Source organism: Treponema sp. Marseille-Q4523, assembly GCF_016901105.1.
Taxonomy (GTDB): Bacteria; Spirochaetota; Spirochaetia; order Treponematales; family Treponemataceae; genus Treponema_D.
Map to the genome: position 1 here is coordinate 44,633 of NZ_JAFEVM010000017.1, position 16,772 is coordinate 61,404.

Annotated in this window: 16 protein-coding genes; 15 read left to right on the forward strand and 1 reads right to left on the reverse strand. The window is 50.6% G+C overall.

From position 1 onward, the window contains the following. Positions 1 to 40: 40 nt before the first annotated feature. Positions 41 to 1,396: an MATE family efflux transporter gene (locus JSQ97_RS06980; RefSeq protein ID WP_205075395.1), complete on the reverse strand. Its 1,356-nt coding sequence runs from the start codon at positions 1,394 to 1,396 to the stop codon at positions 41 to 43. 83 nt (positions 1,397 to 1,479) lie between these two features. Between JSQ97_RS06980 and JSQ97_RS06985 the strand changes: the two genes are divergently transcribed. The 15 genes from JSQ97_RS06985 to JSQ97_RS07055 all read left to right on the forward strand — a co-directional run. Next, complete coding sequence (locus JSQ97_RS06985; RefSeq protein WP_205075396.1) at positions 1,480 to 2,463, forward strand: extracellular solute-binding protein; 984 nt, start codon at positions 1,480 to 1,482, stop codon at positions 2,461 to 2,463. Then, positions 2,451 to 3,227, forward strand: a complete 777-nt coding sequence (locus JSQ97_RS06990) for an ABC transporter ATP-binding protein (protein ID WP_205075397.1) — start codon at positions 2,451 to 2,453, stop codon at positions 3,225 to 3,227. The genes JSQ97_RS06985 and JSQ97_RS06990 overlap by 13 nt, the downstream gene beginning before the upstream one ends. A 1-nt stretch (position 3,228) precedes the next feature. Then, entirely contained in the window at positions 3,229 to 4,812 is a 1,584-nt protein-coding gene (locus JSQ97_RS06995) for an ABC transporter permease subunit (RefSeq protein ID WP_205075398.1), read from the forward strand. Beyond that, positions 4,809 to 5,699, forward strand: coding sequence for a phosphocholine cytidylyltransferase family protein (locus JSQ97_RS07000; RefSeq protein WP_205075399.1), 891 nt, complete (start codon positions 4,809 to 4,811; stop codon positions 5,697 to 5,699). Before JSQ97_RS06995 ends, JSQ97_RS07000 begins: the two co-directional genes overlap by 4 nt. 28 nt (positions 5,700 to 5,727) lie before the next feature. Next, a complete protein-coding gene (gene aepX, locus JSQ97_RS07005) occupies positions 5,728 to 7,029 on the forward strand; it encodes a phosphoenolpyruvate mutase (protein ID WP_187383888.1) in 1,302 nt (433 codons plus the stop codon). Between the two features lie 15 nt (positions 7,030 to 7,044). Further along, entirely contained in the window at positions 7,045 to 8,178 is a 1,134-nt protein-coding gene (gene aepY / locus JSQ97_RS07010) for a phosphonopyruvate decarboxylase (RefSeq protein WP_205075400.1), read from the forward strand. Continuing rightward, entirely contained in the window at positions 8,175 to 10,010 is a 1,836-nt protein-coding gene (locus JSQ97_RS07015; protein WP_205075401.1) for a 2-aminoethylphosphonate aminotransferase, read from the forward strand. The genes aepY and JSQ97_RS07015 overlap by 4 nt, the downstream gene beginning before the upstream one ends. 3 nt (positions 10,011 to 10,013) lie before the next feature. Further along, entirely contained in the window at positions 10,014 to 11,072 is a 1,059-nt protein-coding gene (locus tag JSQ97_RS07020) for a glycosyltransferase family 4 protein (RefSeq protein ID WP_205075402.1), read from the forward strand. Positions 11,073 to 11,132: 60 nt separating this feature from the next. Further along, on the forward strand, positions 11,133 to 11,768 hold the full coding sequence (locus JSQ97_RS07025) for a D-sedoheptulose-7-phosphate isomerase (RefSeq protein WP_205075403.1): 636 nt from the start codon (positions 11,133 to 11,135) through the stop codon (positions 11,766 to 11,768). Positions 11,769 to 11,793: 25 nt separating this feature from the next. Further along, entirely contained in the window at positions 11,794 to 12,420 is a 627-nt protein-coding gene (locus tag JSQ97_RS07030; protein WP_205075404.1) for a DUF2147 domain-containing protein, read from the forward strand. An 11-nt stretch (positions 12,421 to 12,431) separates the two neighbouring features. Beyond that, on the forward strand, positions 12,432 to 13,559 hold the full coding sequence (locus JSQ97_RS07035; protein WP_205075405.1) for a glycosyltransferase: 1,128 nt from the start codon (positions 12,432 to 12,434) through the stop codon (positions 13,557 to 13,559). 154 nt (positions 13,560 to 13,713) lie between these two features. Continuing rightward, entirely contained in the window at positions 13,714 to 13,917 is a 204-nt protein-coding gene (locus tag JSQ97_RS07040) for a heavy-metal-associated domain-containing protein (RefSeq protein WP_205075406.1), read from the forward strand. A gap of 84 nt (positions 13,918 to 14,001) precedes the next feature. Next, the gene (locus JSQ97_RS07045; protein ID WP_205075407.1) at positions 14,002 to 15,291 is read left to right on the forward strand and encodes a 3-isopropylmalate dehydratase large subunit; all 1,290 of its coding nucleotides are present in this window, start codon (positions 14,002 to 14,004) and stop codon (positions 15,289 to 15,291) included. 1 nt (position 15,292) lies between these two features. Beyond that, the gene (locus JSQ97_RS07050; RefSeq protein ID WP_016520022.1) at positions 15,293 to 15,826 is read left to right on the forward strand and encodes a 3-isopropylmalate dehydratase small subunit; all 534 of its coding nucleotides are present in this window, start codon (positions 15,293 to 15,295) and stop codon (positions 15,824 to 15,826) included. Positions 15,827 to 15,928: 102 nt separating this feature from the next. Further along, positions 15,929 to 16,772 (forward strand): NADase-type glycan-binding domain-containing protein (locus tag JSQ97_RS07055; protein ID WP_486389579.1); only part of this gene is annotated, 844 nt, incomplete at its 3' end.

The following is a 16,772-nucleotide window of genomic DNA, read 5'->3' on the forward strand; positions in this document are numbered from 1 at the left end:
ATTCGCCTGCACCGATACATTTCGGTTCGCTTGCGTTCTCTTACTCCTCATCTTCGGGAAGTCGTTTTAAAAACCGTACGATAACCGGAAGCGATAAAAAACACGCAAGCACGTTCGCCGCGCTCTGCGATATTTCAAGACCGAACAATTCCATCGTCCAGGAGCAAACGATAACGATCGGAACGAAGAGGACGCCGCTTCGAAGCGAAGATATAAGGAGTGCTTTTCCCGCAAAGCCCGTCGACTGAAAAAGCATTTCACCGACGATCGACAGAGGCACAAACGGAAGAGAAGCGCATGCGGCACGGAGCGCAAAGGCGCCGATCGAAACGACTTTTTCATCGTCCCGCATAGCGCGAACAAGCTCGGGTGCGAATATAAAAGCTGCAAGGCCGAACGCGGACAAAAAAATCGTTCCCATAACGGCGGCGGTAAAAAAGGCAGTGCGCACGCGGCTGTATTTTCCGGCTCCGTAGTTGAACGCGGATACGGGCTGAAATCCCTGCCCGATGCCGACGGCTACACAAAATAAAAAATTGGAAAGTTTTCCGACGATCGCCATAGCGGCGACCGCCGCATCTCCCCACACGGCCGCGCAGTTGTTGAGTACCATAGCGGAAACGCTGTGCAGTCCCTGCCGCGTCAAACTCGGAGAGCCGACTCTCCAAATGTCGAAACAGATTTCGCGCGACGTTTTCAAAAGCGCTTTTATCGAAAGGCGGCTCTGCGTCTTTCCGCTCAAAAACATGGATAGCAAAATAACGACGGAGATATATTGACTTATCATCGTCGCAAAACCCGCACCCGAAACGCCTCTGTGAAATACGCACACCATAAGCCAGTCGAGAAAGATGTTGATAATCCCGCCGCTGACAAGACCGATCATCGCAAGAGCCGCCCTGCCCTCATAACGCAAAATATTGTTCGTCACACAGCCGACCGTCATCGCGGGAGCCGCAAGGAAAATCCAAAATGCGTATTCGCGCGCATAGGGCAAAATCGTATCGGTACTTCCGAAAAGGCGGCACAGCGGATCGATGCACAAAAAACCGAGGGCGATAAAAAGCAGTCCCGCCGCCAGTGCGAGAAAAAAACTCGTAGAGGCATAGACGGAAGCTTCGTCGACTTCCTTTTTTCCGAGGTGCCGCGCGATATTGCTGCCCGCGCCGTGACCGTGCATAAAACCGACCGCTTGAAAGATAGCCTGCAAACCGAATACGACGCCGACCGCGGCGGATGCGCTCGTACCGACGAGGCCTACGAAAAACGTATCGGCCACGTTGTAGATATTGGTGACGAGCATGCTGACCGTCGTCGGAAAACCGAGCGAAAGCACAAGACGCGACGCGGGCGTTGCAGTCATTTTTTCATAGTAGCGGTTCCGGTCGATGTTCATAAAAATCAGTATAATCCGCTTTCGGAAAATGCACAATGCGCTTCCCTTGACTTTGTTCATATTTTCTATTAGGATATTGAAATATGAACAAGCGTTTTACTTTTATCCGGTACGTTTTATGCGCAGCTTTTTTGATCGCATCGTTTACAGGCTGCAGCAAAAGCGCTCAAAAGATCACCGTTTTTTCGAGCGCCGAAGAATACCGCAACGCGTATATCGCAGGTGCGCTCCGCGAAAAGTTTCCGCAGTATGTTATCGACGTGCAGTATATGCCGAGCGGCAATCAGATGGCAAAACTCATCGCCGAAGGAAGCAGTACCGCATGCGATATCAGTTACGACATCGATTACGGCTATGCGGAAAAAGCGTGGGACTGCTTTGCGGAAATCGCATACGATACGTCGAAATACCTTCCCGATACGCTCTTTCGCGACGGGAGCAGGATCGAGCCGGACTACCGCAACGGCGGCTGCATTATATTGAACAATAAACTCATCGCCGAAAAAAAACTTTCCGTGCCGAAAGCCTACGGCGATCTGCTCGCACCCGAGTTTAAGGGATTCATATCGATGCCGAATCCGAAAAGTTCGGGAACGGGCTATATGTTTTTAAAAAGTCTCGTCAACGCGTGGGGTGAAGAAAAGGCTTTCGCATACTTCGACGATCTTGCCGAAAACATTCTCCAGTTTACGTCTTCCGGTTCCGGCCCGGTAAACGCGCTCGTACAGGGAGAAGCCGCCGTCGGACTCGGCATGATCGCACAGGCGGTCGAAGAGATCAACAAGGGAGCCGATCTCAGCATCGTGTTTTTTGACGAAGGCGCTCCGTACTGCCTCTACGGTATGGGCGTCATCAAGGGCAAAGAAACGAAACCGGCCGTCATGGAAGTGTACCGCTATATCGAAGATACCGTAAGCCCGAAAGACAAAGAACGATTTGTTCCGGAAAAGATCTATACGAACAGGGATTTTACCGTAAAAAATTTCCCGGAGCGTATTCCCTATGCCGATATGAGCGGCAATACGCAGGAAGAAAAGGAGCGTCTGCTCGCAAAATGGCAGCATTGACAAAAACCAAACTCGAAATACAAAACCTTTCGAAAGCGTTTTCGTCGGAAACGCCCGTCCTCCACCACATCGATTTTACCGTGCGCGACGGAGAATTTTTATCGATACTCGGCCCCTCAGGCTGCGGCAAAACGACGCTGCTGCGCATTATCACAGGGCTTGTCGCTTCCGATACCGGTTCGATTTTAAAAGACGGAGAAGACATAACGAATTTTCCGCCGGCAAAGCGCAAAATGGGAATCGTTTTCCAAAACTACGCGCTTTTTGAAAATATGAACGCGCTCGACAACGTGAGCTATGCGCTCAAAATTCGAAAGAGTACGAAAAGCGGCGCGGAAGAAAAAGCGCGAACGCTTTTGTGCCGCTTCGGGCTTGAAAACGAATTGTACAAAAAGCCGAACAAACTCTCCGGCGGACAGCAGCAGCGGATCGCCATCGCACGCACGCTCGCGCTGAACCCCGATGTCATACTCTTCGACGAACCGATGTCGGCGCTCGATGTCGACACAAGGCTTTCGCTCCGCGCCGATTTGAAAAGTATTCAAAGCGAATTCGGCTCGACGATGATCTACGTGACGCACGATCAGGAAGAAGCCTTTGCTATGAGCGACCGCATTATGGTTATGTATCAAGGCTCGATCCAACAGCTCGATACGCCCGAAGCGATCATACGAAATCCGGCGAACGACTACGTCGAACGCTTTGTCAAGCGCAATATCCAAATAAAAATCCATTCGCTTTTGCCGTTTGCGACGAGGAACTGACATGCGCGTGCAAAAGCTTACGGCGGCGAAACTGCTGCTCATCGTGTTTTTTCTGTTCGCCGTTTTTTTTCCGCTTTCCCGTATGTTCGCGTGTATGGCGGGAACCGACGTCCTCTCCGTCGTCCGTTCGGGACGCTTTTTATCCGCGGTGCGCAATTCGCTCTCCGCTTCTCTCGCCGCAACGTGTATCTCCGTCGTTTTGGGTATCGTACTCGCGTTTTGTACGGAGCGCATAAACGGTAAAGGCCGGCACGTGTGGACTTTTTTGTTTCTCATCCCGATGCTCATCCCGTCGATCAGCACGGGTATGGGGCTCGTCATTTTGCTCGGCCGGAACGGTATTCTCACGAATCTTTTGCGCCTTCCGCATCCGATCTACGGCTTCGGCGGTATCGTCGCGGGATCCGTGCTGTATTCGTTTCCCGTAGCGTATATTATGACGGCGGATATCATACGCTACGAAGACTCGCGCCCCTACGAAGCCGCGGACATACTCGGCATCCCGAAAGCGAAACAGTTTACCGCGCTCTTTGTACCGTATATCAGAAAGCCGCTCATCTCGGTCGTATTTACGGTTTTTACGCTCATCGTTACCGATTACGGCGTACCGCTCATGATCGGAGGCAGGTGCATTACCCTGCCCGTGATGATGTATGAAGACGTCATCGGCCTCCTCGATTTCGGCAAAGGCAGCGTCATCGGCGCGGTCCTGCTCGTTCCCGCCGTCATCGCTTTTATCCTCGATACGATAAACCGCGACAAAGCGTCGTCGTCGTTCGGTATCCGTCCCTTTAAACGCATCGACAATCCGATCGCCGAAACCGTTGCGTTCGCGTTGTGTGCCCTTACGGGAGCCGTCATCGTTTTGCCTGCCGCGTCGTTTTTACTCATCAGCATCGTTCAAAAATATCCGATCGCGATGCAGCCGACTTTCGATAATTTCAAACGCGCGTTTTCGATGAACACCGGAACCTATCTCGCCAATTCACTGCTCATATCGTCTTTCGTTTCGCTTCTCGGCTCCCTTAGTGCGTGCATCCTCGCGTATTTGACGGTCAGAACGCGATCGAAGATTTCAAAGCCGCTGCATTTGTGCGCCATACTCACGCTTGCGATACCGGGTCTCGTCCTCGGTCTTTCATACGTTCTCTTTTTTAAGGGAAGCTTTTTATACGGTACCTTTGCGATCCTCATCATGGTCAATATGATTCACTTTTTTTCTTCTCCGTACCTCATGATGTATAATACGCTCGGAAAGCTGAATCCGAATTTGGAAATCATCGGAAGTACGATGGATATTCCGCGTACAAAAATCATCGTCGACGTCATTTTGCCGCAGGCGAAAAGCACCGTTGCCGAAATGGCGATGTATTTTTTCGTCAATTCGATGATGACGATAAGTGCGGTTTCCTTTCTCGCGACGACGGCGAATCAGCCGCTATCGCTTATGATCCCGTCGTTTGAAAGCCAAATGCTTTTCGAATGCGCGGGCGTCGTTTCGCTGTGTATCCTCGCGGTAAATCTTTTAATAAAAGCGCTTGTCATACGATACAAAAAAATCGTCGCGCAAAGAGATGCGGCATGAGTCTCACTAAAAATCAATTCGACGTCCTTTCGTTTTTTGCCCGAGCAAAAGGGCATCCGACACAGCGCGACACTGCGCACGCGCTCGGAAAGTCGCTCGGACTGGTCAATAAAACCGTTGCGGAATTGAAAGCGTTCGGCTGTATCGACGAAAAAGGTGAGCCGACCGAAAAAGGAAATCTCGCGCTCGAACCGTACCGCGTCAAGCGCGCCGTCATCATAGCCGCAGGATTCAGCTCGCGCCTCGCACCGGTCACGCTCAGCACGCCGAAACCGCTCGTGCGCGTACACGGCAAGCGCATCATCGATTCGCTGCTCGACGCGCTTACCGCCGCCGGCATCACCGAAATATACGTCATACGCGGCTACCGCGGAGAGCAGTTCGAAGAACTCAAACAAAGCTATCCGTCGATCCGCTTTATCGAAAATCCGCGCTACAACGAAGAAAACAATATTTCGTCGATGGTCGCCGCCTCAGGGCATTTTGAAAACGCCTATGTCTGCGAAGCCGATTTGATTTTGCAAAAGCCCGGCCTCATTTCAAAGTACCAATACCACACGAATTATCTCGCCTTTCAAACCGACAAAACCGACGATTGGTGTTTTTACGAGCGGAACGGCTGCATTTCGCGCCTTTCGGTCGGCGGCGTACGCTGCTGGCAGATGATAGGTATTTCATATTGGAACGAAGAAGACGGAAAACGACTTTCGCGCGACATCCGAGCCGTCTACGATATGCCGGGCGGCAAAGAGCGCTATTGGGATCAAGTGCCGCTCGAATATCGTCTCAAAGACTATAACGTGCGCATCCGCGAATGTGTCAAAAACGATATAATCGAAATCGACACGTTTCCGGAACTCAAATCGATCGATGCGGCGTATTGTTAAAAATTATTAAGAAAAGCAAGGAGCGTATATGAGTAAAACGGTATATCTGGGCATAACGGGCGACATCATCCATCCCGGCATCATCAATATCATCAACGAAGGCGCAAAGAGAGGAGAGCTCATCGTCGGATTGCTCACCGATTCGGCTATCGTCTCGCACAAGCGCCTGCCCTATTTAACGTACGAACAGCGCAAAGCGGTCGTCGAAAGCATCAAAGGCGTTTCGCGCGTCGTGCCGCAGGAAGCGTGGAGCTACGTGCCGAATTTAATAAAATACAAACCGGACTATATAATTCACGGCGACGATTGGAAATCGAATTACTTAAGCAAAATACGAGATGAAGTGTTCGAAGCGATGAAAGCGTGGGGCGGCGAAGTGATCGAAATCCCGTATACGCAAGGAATCAATTCGACCGCTCTCGTCGAAGGTGCAAAGACGATCGGAACGACGCCCGATATCCGCTTAAAAAGCCTCCGCCGCCTCATCGCCGCAAAGCCCGTCGTGCGCATCATGGAAGCGCATTCGGGTTTGAGCGGACTCATCGTCGAAAACGCCGAAGTGACGAAAGACGACGGCATCCACCGCTTCGACGGCATGTGGTCGTCGAGCCTCACCGATTCGACGGACAAAGGCAAACCCGACATAGAAGCGGTCGATTTGACGACGCGGCTGCAGAGTCTCACCGACATCCTCGAATGCACGACAAAGCCGATCATCTACGACGGGGACACGGGCGGCATCACGGAGCACTTCGTGTTTACGGTGCGCACGCTCGAACGGAACGGCGTTTCGGCGGTCATCATCGAAGACAAAGTCGGTCTCAAAAAAAATTCGCTGTTCGGGACGGACGTAAAGCAAGAGCTCGCGACGGAAGAAGAGTTCTGCCATAAAATCAGCGAAGGAAAAAAAGCACAGGTGACAAAGGATTTTATGATCATCGCGCGCATCGAAGAGATCATCGCAGGCCGTTCGGTCGACGAAGCGCTTGCAAAAGCCTTTGCGAGCGTTGCAGCCGGAGCCGACGGCATTATGATCCACAGCAAAGATAAATCGGGAGAAGACATTCGAACATTTTGCGAAAAGTTTCGGAAAGAATACAAGAGCATTCCGCTCGTGCTCGTTCCGACGACGTACAATCAGTTTACCGAAACCGAACTCGCCTCTTGGGGTGCAAATATCGTCATCTATGCAAACCACATGCTGCGTGCGGCTTACCCCGCGATGAAAAAATGCGCGGAAACGATTTTGCTCTCGGAGCGTTCCCTCGAAGCGAACGAACTGTGCATGCCGATCAAGCAGATACTCGAACTCATCCCCGGAACAAAATAACTTAAGGCGGTACCTATGATTCGACCGGAATATTTTTACGATCTTTTGCAAAAGCGCGGCTCCGATTTTTTTACCGGAGTACCCGATTCGCTTTTAAAAAATTTTTGCGCCTATGTGACGGACACGGCTCCCGAAGACAAGCACATCATCGCGGCAAACGAAGGCTGTGCGCTTGCGCTCGCATCGGGCTATCACTTGGCGACGGGAAAGACGCCCGTCGTCTATATGCAGAATTCGGGACTCGGCAACGCGGTGAACCCGCTTTTATCCCTCGCGGACAGCGACGTCTATTCCGTACCGCTCGTCCTCCTCATCGGATGGAGGGGTATGCCGGCCGTCCACGACGAGCCCCAACATATAAAACAGGGCAAAGTGACGCTCGCCCTGCTCGATGCCATGCGCATCCCCTACGTCGTCACGGCGGAAAGCGAAGACGAACTTAATAAGCAAATCGATTACTGTTACGCATGTACGGAAAAAGCGTCGGCGCCCTTTGCCTTTGTCGTAAAAAAAGATACGTTTGCGCCTTACGCGCTCAAAAATAAAACTTCTTCCGATGCGGAGATGACACGGGAAGACGCAATAGAGCGTATCGTGCTGCATTCTCCGAAAGATGCGGTCTTCGTTTCTACGACGGGCATGGCGTCGCGCGAACTCTTCGAGCTCCGCGTTAAACACGGCATGAGCGGCGCGAACGATTTTCTCACCGTCGGCAGCATGGGGCACGCGTCGCAAATCGCGCTTTCGATCGCCATGCAAAAAAAGGATCGGCTCGTCATCTGTCTCGACGGCGACGGAGCGGCTATCATGCAGATGGGCGGACTTGCGACGATCGGCGTGCGAAAGCCGGATAATATGATACACGTCGTCCTCAACAACGGCGCCCACGATTCGGTCGGAGGTCAACCGACGGTCGGTTTAAAAATCGATCTTCCCGGAATTGCAAAAGCCTGCGGCTACGCGCATACGTATTCGGTAGAGGATGCCGCTTCGCTCGAAGCCGCCCTCAAAAACGCGCTCTCCGAAAAAAAGACGGCGTTTATCGAAGTAAAGATACGAAAAGGTGCGAGAGCGGATTTGGGACGGCCGACGACATCGCCTCGGGAAAATAAAAAAGCGTTTATGGAAGTGCTGAGGAGGAATGTATGATCAAAGAAGCGGTTATCGTTGCGGGAGGATTGGGCTCGCGCTTCGGCGGACGGACGGAAGCGATGCCGAAAGGGTTTATAGAAATCGAAGGAGAGGCGATCGTCGAGCGTTCGGTGCGGAAACTCATCGCAAACGGCGTCGAACGCATCATCATCGGTACGGGACATTGCAGCGAATGGTACGACCGGCTCGCAAAAAAATACCCGTGCATAGTGACGGTACGGAACGACGATTACGCGAAGACGAGCAGCATGGGAACGCTCGCGGTATGCGCACCGCTCGTCACCGGAGATTTTTTTCTGCTCGAAAGCGATCTCATCTACGACGCCGTCGGATTAAAAGTGCTCGCTAACGATGCGCGCGAAAACGTCATCCTCGCATCAGGCCCGACGAACAGCAAAGATGAAGTTTACCTCGAAACCGACGAAAACGACGTACTCAAAAACGTGAGCAAAAACCGAAGCGAAATTTCCTCCGTCGCAGGCGAACTCGTCGGCATCACCAAGCTCGGCAAAAAAACGCTCGATGAAATGACGGCGTACTACCGAAAAGATTTTCCCGCACATATAAAAATCGATTACGAACAGGTGCTTAAAGCCGTCGCACAGCAAACGCCGGTCTATGTGCGCACCGTGCAGTATTATGCGTGGACGGAGATCGACGACGAAGCGATGTTCACCCGCGCGATCGAAACGATATGGCCGCGCATCGCCGAAAACGAAGAGCTGCAAAATATCCGGCGCGAAGTGCTCTTGAACCCGGGGCCTTCGACGACGACCGACAGCGTAAAATACGCGCAAGTCGTAAGCGATATCTGCCCGCGCGAGAGCGAATTCGGAGAACTCATGGAGTGGTGCTCGAAAGAGCTCACGAGATTTGTCGCAAAAGAAGACTCTTACGCGACCGTCATGTTCGGCTGTTCCGGCACCGGAGCCGACGAAGCGATGATCTCTTCGTGCGTGCCGCCTGAAGGCAAACTGCTCGTCGTCGACAACGGCTCTTACGGAGAGCGACTGGCGAAGATAGCAAAAATATACGATATCGATATGACGGTGTTTAAAAGTTCGACGTACGAAGCCCTCGATGCGCAAAAACTCGAAAACGCTTTTCAATCGGAAAACTATGCGGCGCTCGCGATCGTCTACCACGAAACGACGACGGGATTGTTAAATCGACTCGACATTTTGTGTCCACTCGCAAAAAAATACGGTATGATCACCCTCGTCGATGCGGTAAGCGCATACGGCGGTATGCCGATGGATCTCGAAAAGCTCGGAATCGATTTTATGACGTGCACGTCGAACAAACACATTCAGGGTATGGCGGGCATCGGTTTTGTCGTCGCAAAAAAATCGGAACTCGAAAAGCAAAAAGACTGGCCGATGCGGAATTATTATTTCAACCTCTACGATCAGTACCGCTATTTTCTCGAAACGAAGCAGACGCGCTTTACGCCTCCGGTACAGACTTTTTACGCGCTGCGCCAAGCGATCATCGAAACGAAACAGGAAACGATCGAAAAGCGCTTCGAGCGCTATACTGCGTGTTGGAACATACTGACGAAAGCGCTTGAAGAAATCGGTTTAAAGATGCTCGTAAAAGCGGAACTGCAGTCGCATTTTATCACCGCTATCCTTATCCCCGAAACGAGCGAGTACAGTTTTACCGCCCTGCACGATCACGCGAAAAAAGCCGGTTTTACGATCTATCCCGGAAAACTCGGAAACATCGATACGTTCCGCATCGCAAATATGGGCGACATACGGCCCGAAGAGATGGAGCGATTTACCGTCCTGCTGCGTGAATACATGCATTCCATAGGAGTTTGCTGATCGATGAAAATCGCCGTCGATGCGCGCATGCTCGGTTCGGGAGGGATCGGCACCTATATCGCATCTCTTTTGCCGTATTTTTTGGAAAAAAACGAATGCTTTATTTTCGGAGATACCGAAGCGATCGCTCCGTTCGCAAAATACGAAAACGCGGAAACCGCCGAATGCCGCGTCAAAACGTTTTCGCTTGCCGAACGCTTTGCCTTTCCGTGCGAATTGCGCAAGAAAATCAATTCGTGCGACGTGTACTATACGCCCTATTGCAATATTCCGTCCGGTATCGAAATCCCCGTTTTTTCGACGATCCACGACGTCGTCTTTCTCGACGTTCCCGGCCTTGCCTCGAAAGCGGGAGTCGCCGCACGGAAATACTTTTATCAGCGTGCAATCGACAGATCCCGCGCAGTCTTTACCGTTTCGGAATTCTCGAAAGATCGCATCAGAGCGACGCTCGACTGTAAAAAATGCTCGATCGTCGTCACATACAGCGCGCTTCCGGAATGGCTTTCTTTGAAACCTTCTGAAATCGTATACAAAATCAGACAGTTGCTCTTTGTCGGTAATATAAAAAAGCACAAGGGGCTTTCCGTTTTGCTTGACGCACTGAAAAAAGCGAGAGAAAAAGGCTTCGATATGCCGCTCGTCATCGCCGGAAACGCCGAAAACTTTCGAACACGCGATGCGGAAATCGCCCGCAATATCTCATCGCTTCCCGAAGGCACCGTCCGTTTTACGGGACGCATTTCAGATACCGAACTTTCGGAACTCTATCGAACGTCGACGCTTCTCGTTCAGCCTTCGCTTTACGAGGGCTTCGGACTCCCGCCGCTTGAAGCGCTTTCGCTCGGAACGAAAGCGCTCATATCGGATATTCCGGTGTTCAAAGAGATATACGACGGATTTCCCGTGACCTTTTTCAGATCAGGCGATTCGGACGATTTGGCCGAAAAGCTCGCGTTTTGTGCAAACGACGCAAGCCCGATCCCGTCCTTTCCCGATCGCTATTCGTTTAAAAAATCCGCCGACATCATATTGGCCGCCCTCGATTTTTACCGCGCATAGCTGCCGATGCGTGCAATGCGGTGATTGTTTTTTCGCGTACGATGCGCTACAATCAATAGTATGACAGATTATATTTCCGTTTTATTGTCGCGATACCCTTCTCTTTCGGTATGCGAAAAAGACATACGCCTCGCATACGAACTCATCAAAACCTCCTATGAAAACGGCGGGAAACTCATCATCGCGGGAAACGGCGGAAGCGCCGCGGACAGCGATCATATCTGCGGAGAGCTCTTAAAAAGTTTTGTTAAAAAACGTCGGATGAAAAAATCGTTTATCGACGCACTTACCGCGATCGACGCCGATGCGGGTTCATATCTTTCGGATAAACTCGAAGGCTCTCTTCCCGCGATTTCCCTCGCAAATCAAAGCGCCGTTATGACGGCAAGCTTAAACGACGTCGACGGTAACGCGCTCTTTGCGCAGCAGCTTAACGGCTACGGAAAAGCGGGTGACGTTTTTTTAGGCATTTCGACGAGCGGAAATGCAAAAAACGTCGTCTATGCGGCAGTCGTCGCAAAGGCGAAAGGGATGAAAACGATCGCTCTTTCCGGCAAAACCGGCGGAAAACTTGCGTCCCTCGCCGACACCGCGATCGTTGTGCCTGAAAACGAAACGTATAAAATTCAGGAACTGCACTTACCCATATATCACGCGCTCTGCCTGCAGCTCGAAGAGCATTTTTTTGCCGACTAATTTTTTCATCGCTGCCGGAGATCGTATGTACGCAAAAAAAATTGCCGCCGTCCTTGTCATGGTACTCTGTGCGGGATTCGCATACACGGCTTCTCCCGAACCGTACGATTACTACGAATCGGCGCCCGGTTATGCCGAACCTTTCGATTCGGATGACGATGCGCCCGCCTTTGACCGAAATATTCCGATCGACAGAGAATATGAAGGAAGCGATCCCGTCGAAGGCTATTGGATCGCGACAAACCAGCGAACGGGAGAAGCGCTGTGCGGCTGGCACATGTTCGTAAAGGACGGCATATTGTACGGCGTCATCCTTTCGGCAAAAGACGCGACGAACAAAAGCATCGCTTTCCGAGCACGAGGTCCCTATCCCGATTTTCCCGAAAAAGGCAAACTCGACAAAAAGCCGATGTTCGGTCCGACGTGGATTTACGGTCTTAAAAATGCGGGAACGGGTCGATGGAAGAAAGGCTATATCATAAACCCCGACGACGGAAACTGTTTTCGCTGTAAAATCACGTTTTGTAAAGCGGACGGCAAACGGTATAAACGCGATTATATTAAAATGCGCGGTTCGCTTCGCGGCATCGGCATCGGCATAACACAGCTGTGGCCGGCGGCGACAAAGGCCGAAGCGTCAAGCATACGTTAAGGAGAAAAAGCGTGAAAGTTGCGATCGTGCACGACTGGCTTGTCAATTACGGAGGAGCGGAATCGGTCGTCGAATCGATTTTAAAAATTTACCCCGATGCCGATATCTTTACGCTCGTATACGACAAACGCAAAATCGGAAAGCGTTTTCAAAATAATACCGTCGTCACAAGTGCACTTCAAAAATTTCCGTTTGCGACGAAGCTGTACACAAAACTTTTAAAATTTATGCCGAAAGCTTTCGAATCGTTTGACTTTTCAAACTACGATCTGGTCATCTGCTCGTCCTCATCGTGCGCAAAAGGCGTCATCACGCCGCCGGACGTTCCTCATATCGCATACGTGCACACGCCGATGCGCTACGCGTGGGATCTCTTTTTCGATTATCGAAAGCGAAGCGGCCGCCTCACCCGCTTTTTTATGGACAAGTGGATGCACGAAATCCGAGAGTGGGATTATATTTCGAGCCAGCGGATCGACACGCTGATCGCCAATTCGAAATACATCGCGCGGCGAATCGAAAAATTTTGGAAGCGGGATTCCGAAGTCATCTATCCGCCCGTGCATCTCGAAAAATTTACGCCCGTAAAAAATCCGTCTCTCGATTATTACGTCGCATTTTCGCGCCTCGTTCCGTATAAGCGAATCGATATCGCTTTAGACGCCTGCAAAGCGCTCGGAAAAAATCTCGTCGTTATCGGTTCGGGCTCGGAAGAAAAAAGTTTGAAAAAACGTGCGGCGGGCGAAAAAAACATCACGTTTACCGGCAGGATAAGCGATGAAAAACTGTGTACGTATCTGCAAAACTGCAAAGCGCTCATCTTTTGCGCGGAAGAGGATTTCGGTATCGTACCGCTTGAAGCGCAGGCATGCGGGAGACCCGTCATCGCATACGGAAAGGGCGGCGTATGCGAAACGGTCAAAGACGGTGTGACCGGCGTCTTTTTTTCGGAGCAGACGGCAGACTCCGCGAAAGAGGCGATCGAACGCTTTGAAGCACTCGATAAAAAAGGTGCATTTAAAAGCGAAAAAATCGTACAACACGCGGCCGCCTTTTCCGAAGAGCGCTTTATCCGCGAGTTCAAATCGGCCGTTGAGCGGACGCAAAAAGCTTCAAAACAGCGCGCGGCGCGCAAATGATAAGGCACCATACGCTCTGTGCGATGCCTTATCACTTTGTTAAACACCAGGAAACGGAAAATCGATTTCGATACCAACGATTGCAAACGCTTGAAATGCCGTCTGTTTTAATTTATAATGGCTCCGAAACGATAAGTAGAATGTGGAGTACAAAATGCAAAAAAAGATTTATGTCGCCGGTATGTTCGATGACGATACGGCGAAAAAAGTTGAAGATGCCGTCCGCGCGGTAAGCGGCGTCACAAGCGTTACGGCTTCTCCCGAGAAGGCGCAAGTGCTTGTCGATTACGGAGATGAATCCGTATTGTCTGCAATCAACGCTGCCATTTCGGCGCTCGGCATCGATGTTCTCGATTAGCGTTTTGCAACGTTCTTGACCTCCGCACTGATTTTAGCTATGCTGTAATTATTTAGTAATATTAAAACACATTCGAGGAGCAGCATGGGTAAAACAATAGCACAAAAAATATTCGATACGCACAGAATCGATACTCCCTTTTCGGGTACATCCGTATTAAAACTGGATCGCGTATTTTGTCACGAAATCACGACTCCCATCGCGATCACCGATCTGATCGAACGCGGAAAAGACAGCGTATTCGACAGCGACAAAATCAAAGCGGTCATCGATCACGTCACCCCTGCAAAAGACAGTAAAACGGCGACACAGGGAAAAATACTGCGCGATTGGGCGCACCGGCAGCATATCAAAGACTTTTTCGACATCGGTCGAAACGGCGTATGCCACGCGATCTTTCCGGAAAGCGGCTTTGTACGTCCGGGCTTTACCGTCATCATGGGCGATTCGCACACCTGTACGCACGGCGCTTTCGGCGCGTTCGCCGCAGGAGTCGGCACGACCGACATCGAAGTCGGCATATTAAAAGGCGTGTGCGCATTCCGCGAACCGAAATCGATCAAATTTATTTTAAACGGAAAACTGCGTCCGGGCGTTTTTGCCAAAGACGTCATCCTTTCGATCATCGCAAAAATCGGCGTAAACGGCGCGACCGATCGCGTTATGGAATTTACCGGTCCCGTCATCGAAAACTTCGGCATGGAAGAGCGCATGACGCTGTGCAATATGGCGGTCGAAGCGGGCGGCACGTCGGGCATCTGCGCTCCGGATATGCACACGGTCGACTACCTTTGGGAATTTATTAAAGACGATCATCCGTCGAAAGAAGCCGCCCTCGCCGACTACTCCAAGTGGACAAGCGATGCGGACGCCGAATACGAAAAAACGATATCGATCGACTGCAGTGAAATCGAGCCCCTGTGTACCGTCGGCTACAAACCCGACCAGGTCAAAAACGTGCGCGATATGAAAGGCACGAAAGTCGATCAAGTCTATATCGGCAGCTGCACGAACGGACGCATATCGGATCTCCGCATTGCGGCGGAAGTACTGAAAGGAAAACGCATAGCCGAAGGCGTTCGCGCCATCGTAAGCCCTGCAACTCCGAAAACGTACAAAACGGCGCTCAAAGAAGGCATCATCGATATCTTTATGGATTCGGGATTTTGCGTTACGAATCCGACCTGCGGCGCGTGCCTCGGCATGTCGAACGGAGTGCTCGCAGAAGGAGAAGTGTGCGCGTCCACGACGAACCGCAATTTCAACGGCAGAATGGGAAAAGGCGGCATGGTTCACTTAATGAGTCCCGCAACGGCGAGCGCAACGGCAATCGCCGGCACGATATGCAATTCATCGCTTTATCAGGAGGTATGAGGTGAAACAATTCGGAGGGAGCGTGCTCTTTCTCGACCGCTCCGACATCAACACCGACGAAATCATTCCGGCGAAGTATCTTACCGAGATTTCAAAACAGGCGCTCAAGCCCTATCTGCTCGAAGATTTAAAACTCGACGGTTTTAATCCGAAAACGGATATCGCAGGCAAGCGCGTCATCATCACGCGGGAAAACTTCGGCTGCGGCTCTTCGCGCGAACACGCTCCGTGGGCGCTCGAAGTGAACGGCATTTCCGTCGTCATCGCGGTAAACTTCGCGCGCATATTCCGGCAAAACATGTTCAACTGCGGCATGATGGCGATCGAACTCGATAAAAAATCGATAGACGATATATTCCGCACGTTTTCGGATAAAGAGGCCGAATGCAAAATCGTGCAAAACGACGACGGCAGCGCAAAGGTAAAGCTGATCGCGGGAAGCCTTTCGAAAAGCTATCCGTTTACGCTCGACAGTTTTGCAAAGACGCTCGTCGAAAACGACGGGTGGATCGGTTACGCGGATAAAAAATATTGATGCGTTTTTAAATTCGCACGGACAGGCCGCCGTGCGAATTATTGTATATGAAAGCAAAAAAAATCGCTGACAGTACTTTTTTCGGTTTCAGCTCTTCTTATAATGACCGCCTATGCGGGAGAAAACCGGTCGGCGAACGATAATTCATTTGCCGGATTCGATGTATATACGTTTTCCGCAGGCGATAAGGATGCAACGTATTATCTCAATGAAAATACGCTGCATATACAAGAGCGCTCACTCGGAAGCCGTTATAACAGCTATGATCAGACAATCACATTTTCAACCGTCGAAAAGACCGGCGTGCCGTATATACGATATACGGAATCCGACCGACAGTATGTTTCACTTGACGGTAAAAAATTCGAAGTAAAAAAAAGCGACGGCACGGAGCGGGAAGCCGTATTTTTTAAGAATGAATATTTTTTCGTTTTGCTTAATAAAGACGGTACGTGTTTGTACGGCGCAAAAAATGCATACGATACGTGGGAATATCATGTGCACGATACCGAAGTAAAACAAAGTTCATTTTTAAAAGAAAAAACAAAAAGCTATTCGATAAACGATATGGGTTGTAATTTTCCCGAAAAACGTATGGTATGGGGCGCTCCATGGTGCGAGGGCGTACAAGGACAGGGTATCGGAGAACGGCTTGAGTTTTCATTGAAAAAAAACAATTCATATGCCGAAGTATTCGGCAAACAAAAAATATTTATTTCAATCGGCTATGTCGATTATTTCCGCCCCGATTTATACAATGCCAACTCACGGACGAAAATACTTTCCGTCTATATAAATAATACCTTTTACAAAGATGTCCGCCTCGAAGATACGAGCGAATATCAGGACTTGCTAAAAGACAGGACACTTGCAGCAAGCGATACGATCAAACTCATCATAAAAGACGTATATCCGGGAGAAAAATATCAAGACACTTGTATTAACG